Origin of the sequence: Bacillus sp. H1a (assembly GCF_000633475.1) — a bacterium.
Taxonomy (GTDB): Bacteria; Bacillota; Bacilli; order Bacillales; family Bacillaceae_G; genus Bacillus_A; species Bacillus_A paramycoides.
Window position 1 is genome coordinate 1 of record NZ_AYMH01000153.1, and the last position, 3,106, is coordinate 3,106.

Sequence of the window (3,106 nt, forward strand, 5' to 3'; positions counted from 1 at the left end):
TAGCTTGATAGCGATGTGGTGCTACCCCACATCCATCAACTTAAGGTATATTTTTATATAAAACGTGGTCTTTTCACGTAGTATTTTATTATCGTTTATAGGGGGCACTGTACATTGCTATCAAGCTAAGATTCTTAAATGCCCCCATAACGAAAATGAGAAAACATTAACAAAATTATAATTAAAACATCACTTTATATTGTTTAATCGAGATGTTAAAATATCAATTATGTGATGAAATCCTTTTCCCTGGTACTACTATTACACAGAATTGCCCCTAGCTGTTGCTAGGGCTTTTTCTATATATCTTTATTTACATGAGAAACGTAGGTACGTTATAATAATTTCTTATTACATGCAAAGAGGTGCAAAAAATGAATAAAACCGAATTAACAAAAATGGTAGCAGAAAAAGCAGAACTTACACAAAAAGATGCAGCTGCAGCAACACAAGCTGTATTAGATGCTATAACAAATGCGCTTGCAAATGAAGAGAAAGTACAGATTCTTGGTTTTGGTACATTTGAAGTGCGTGAAAGATCTGCACGTACAGGACGTAATCCACAAACAGGTGAAGCAATGCAAATCGCTGCATCTAAAGTCCCTGCTTTTAAAGCCGGAAAAGAATTAAAAGTAGCAGTAAAATAATTATACATAGTGAAAAAGGATCTGATATGAATATCAGATCCTTTTTTTTAGTAGGGGTCTCGCCACATCACTATCAATCAAACAAAATAAAATACCTCTTAAAATGAAAAAATACGCTTTCTTTCTGTAGACTTATAGGAAAGGATGGCGTTTTTTTTACACTTGGGGGTAAAGCAAGTTCTTAAGTTGATGGGCATGGTCTCACCATACCATTTCGGGAAAATTGTACGTTTAGACACAAATCGGACACATCTCAAGCATTTTCTGTACGTTAAGAGACATCTGTCCAGAAAATCTTATGTTTATGAACAGAGGATAAAACTCAATAATAGAATATTAATATTCAATTTTTATATAAAAAAAATAAGATCCGAAGAGCTTATTTTAATAATAATATCAACGCAATTATCAATGATATTATCGAAGATACAATCATAAATAATAAAGCTCAGTCATGAGTTATCGCCCTGTTACTGTCATTCCTGCTGTGTAAATTGTATCAATAGAACCATCTGCGCTTACAACTTCAACTTTGTATCGGTATGTGCCATTTTCATAAACATCATCGCCATATCCTGTGAAAGTTGAAATTTCATCATATGAGCCAGCTGGAACCCACTGATTGTTCCATTTGAAATTAGTTTCAAATTCTCCCCAGCTATCTCCGTTTTTCTTTTCGATGCTGACATTGTAATGAATTTCTTCAGCTCGGTCATTCGTGATTCTTGCAATTAAGCTATTACCAAAAGTAACTTGTGTAGAATGTATTTTAACCGTAACATCGTTTACTGTTTCGCCAGGACCACAGATATAATGACAGCCATCCCATTCCTCAGCTTGTGCCTTTGGTGTATCTAAATTCATAACCGTTAAACCGCCTAAAGCTAACGCACCAGTCAACGCAATTGTAGCTAATTTTTTCATGATAATTCCTCCTATTAACCGTTATAAGTGAATGTTTTTGTTTTTACGTATTCATTGCCAGCATAAAAAGATTTCTATGACTCATTTCTATCACCCTTCAGCTTATATAATTCGACAAATGGTGATAATTTCCTGCAAATAAAATAAATAAGCACTCCCGCAGGAATGCTTATTCAAATTCAATTTCTGTTTTATTGTCTGATGTGAAGTATCTTATGGTTGTTTTGCCGTATTCTTGCAAGCCACTCTGCGCAACGGCGTCTTTTAACTTTATTCTCGTTCTGTAGCCGAAATTTTCCCGTAGGCCTTCGTCTGCATTTGACAATGCTGTTTTGTCAACGAAAACATATAGGGGTCCCGCCACATCGCTATCAAGTTAATAAAAAGAAATGCCCCCTAAAATGAAAAAATACGCTATTCTTTCTGTAGAATCATAGGAAAGGATGGCGTTTTTTATGTCTGTTTCTGTGTCTGATGAATTACAACTATTTGCTCAAGAGATTCAAAGTTTTTTATCTCCAAATACCTTACGGAATCTTGCTAGAGATGTTGGTTTTGTACAACGAACCAGTAAGTACCAAGCAAAAGATTTAATAGCTTTATGTGTATGGGTGAGCCAAAATGTAGCTATGAGGGATACCGCCAGCATTTCGGAAAAAAACCACGCTAAGAGCATGCAAGATTTTATACAGTTTTTCGGCTAATCCAGTAACAAACGAGAACCCTAAAACCCATGCCAATATAGGAATGTATAAAAAGGTGAATAACATTATAGAAAATAAAAAAGGGGATTCCTTCTGAGAGTAAGGATTCCCCTTTTCTTTGCTACCGATAATGAAACGTTATGTTAACCTACCATGTACAGAATATACACCCAAAATGTTATATTATAGGAGAGCTAATTTTGTATTTTTAAAACAGAGGTGATTTTCAATGGGGAAATTTTTAATACCGTTTTTACATTCTTTATTAAGTTTACTTATTACCATGGGACTCATACAACTATTCCTCAGTATAGTTAATGAGGAAACTGTTTCTAACATCTTTATTGATATGATTCAAATACCAGTTGTTGTTATTGGTATTGGAACTCCAGTAGTTTTAGTTGGGTGTGTACTTGGAGAGTTGCTATTTAGATACTTCATTTTACTTTTTCATGTAAACTATATTATTTCTTTAGTACTATACGTTCTCTTAGCAGTAGGGGTATTACTTGTCTTTGGGTTTGTGCTAACTGGAGGGATCCAGAACGTGTTTGAAGATGTAAAGTCTGTAACAATGACTATCATTTGTTCTGTTACATTTTTTGTGAGTAGGAATAGATATGAAAAAAAAACATGACTGTAATGTCATGTTTTTTCTTATTGTAGCGTGTATAAAATTTATATTAAATTGTTGAGTATCCATAAGTAATTTACATAAAGAGGAATCGCCAGCCTTAGCGTTGTTAAAATCACTTGTTTTCATGTCAAAATTTGCTTAGCGTATATTTTCGTCAAAATATTGGCGGGACCCCAGATGGTACTAAACAACTG

Annotated in this window: 3 protein-coding genes and 2 pseudogenes; 3 read left to right on the top strand and 2 right to left on the bottom strand. The window is 34.2% G+C overall.

Translation table 11 applies throughout. The features are described 5' to 3' along the window. The first annotated feature begins 374 nt into the window (after positions 1–374). Positions 375–647 (top strand): HU family DNA-binding protein, encoded by a 273-nt coding sequence (locus U860_RS0130870; RefSeq protein WP_002151048.1) that lies wholly within the window; start codon positions 375–377, stop codon positions 645–647. 459 nt (positions 648–1,106) lie between these two features. Here the strand turns inward: U860_RS0130870 and U860_RS0130875 are convergent, their stop codons facing one another. Beyond that, a complete protein-coding gene (locus tag U860_RS0130875) occupies positions 1,107–1,571 on the bottom strand; it encodes a hypothetical protein (RefSeq protein WP_002192535.1) in 465 nt (154 codons plus the stop codon). A gap of 169 nt (positions 1,572–1,740) precedes the next feature. Continuing rightward, positions 1,741–1,923, bottom strand: a pseudogene (locus U860_RS36765) (hypothetical protein); the annotation flags it as partial. A gap of 103 nt (positions 1,924–2,026) precedes the next feature. Between U860_RS36765 and U860_RS0130885 the strand changes: the two are divergent. Beyond that, a pseudogene (locus U860_RS0130885) lies at positions 2,027–2,203 on the top strand (IS4 family transposase); the annotation flags it as partial. A gap of 301 nt (positions 2,204–2,504) precedes the next feature. After that, positions 2,505–2,912, top strand: coding sequence for a hypothetical protein (locus tag U860_RS0130890; protein ID WP_025151484.1), 408 nt, complete (start codon positions 2,505–2,507; stop codon positions 2,910–2,912). Positions 2,913–3,106 lie beyond the last annotated feature (194 nt).

Bases quoted from the DNA above. Each gene is read 5' to 3' on its own strand.
- U860_RS0130870 (WP_002151048.1), top strand. From the start codon at position 375: ATGAATAAAACCGAATTAACAAAAATGGTAGCAGAAAAAGCAGAACTT.
- U860_RS0130890 (WP_025151484.1), top strand. From the start codon at position 2,505: ATGGGGAAATTTTTAATACCGTTTTTACATTCTTTATTAAGTTTACTT.
- U860_RS0130875 (WP_002192535.1), bottom strand. From the start codon at position 1,571: ATGAAAAAATTAGCTACAATTGCGTTGACTGGTGCGTTAGCTTTAGGC.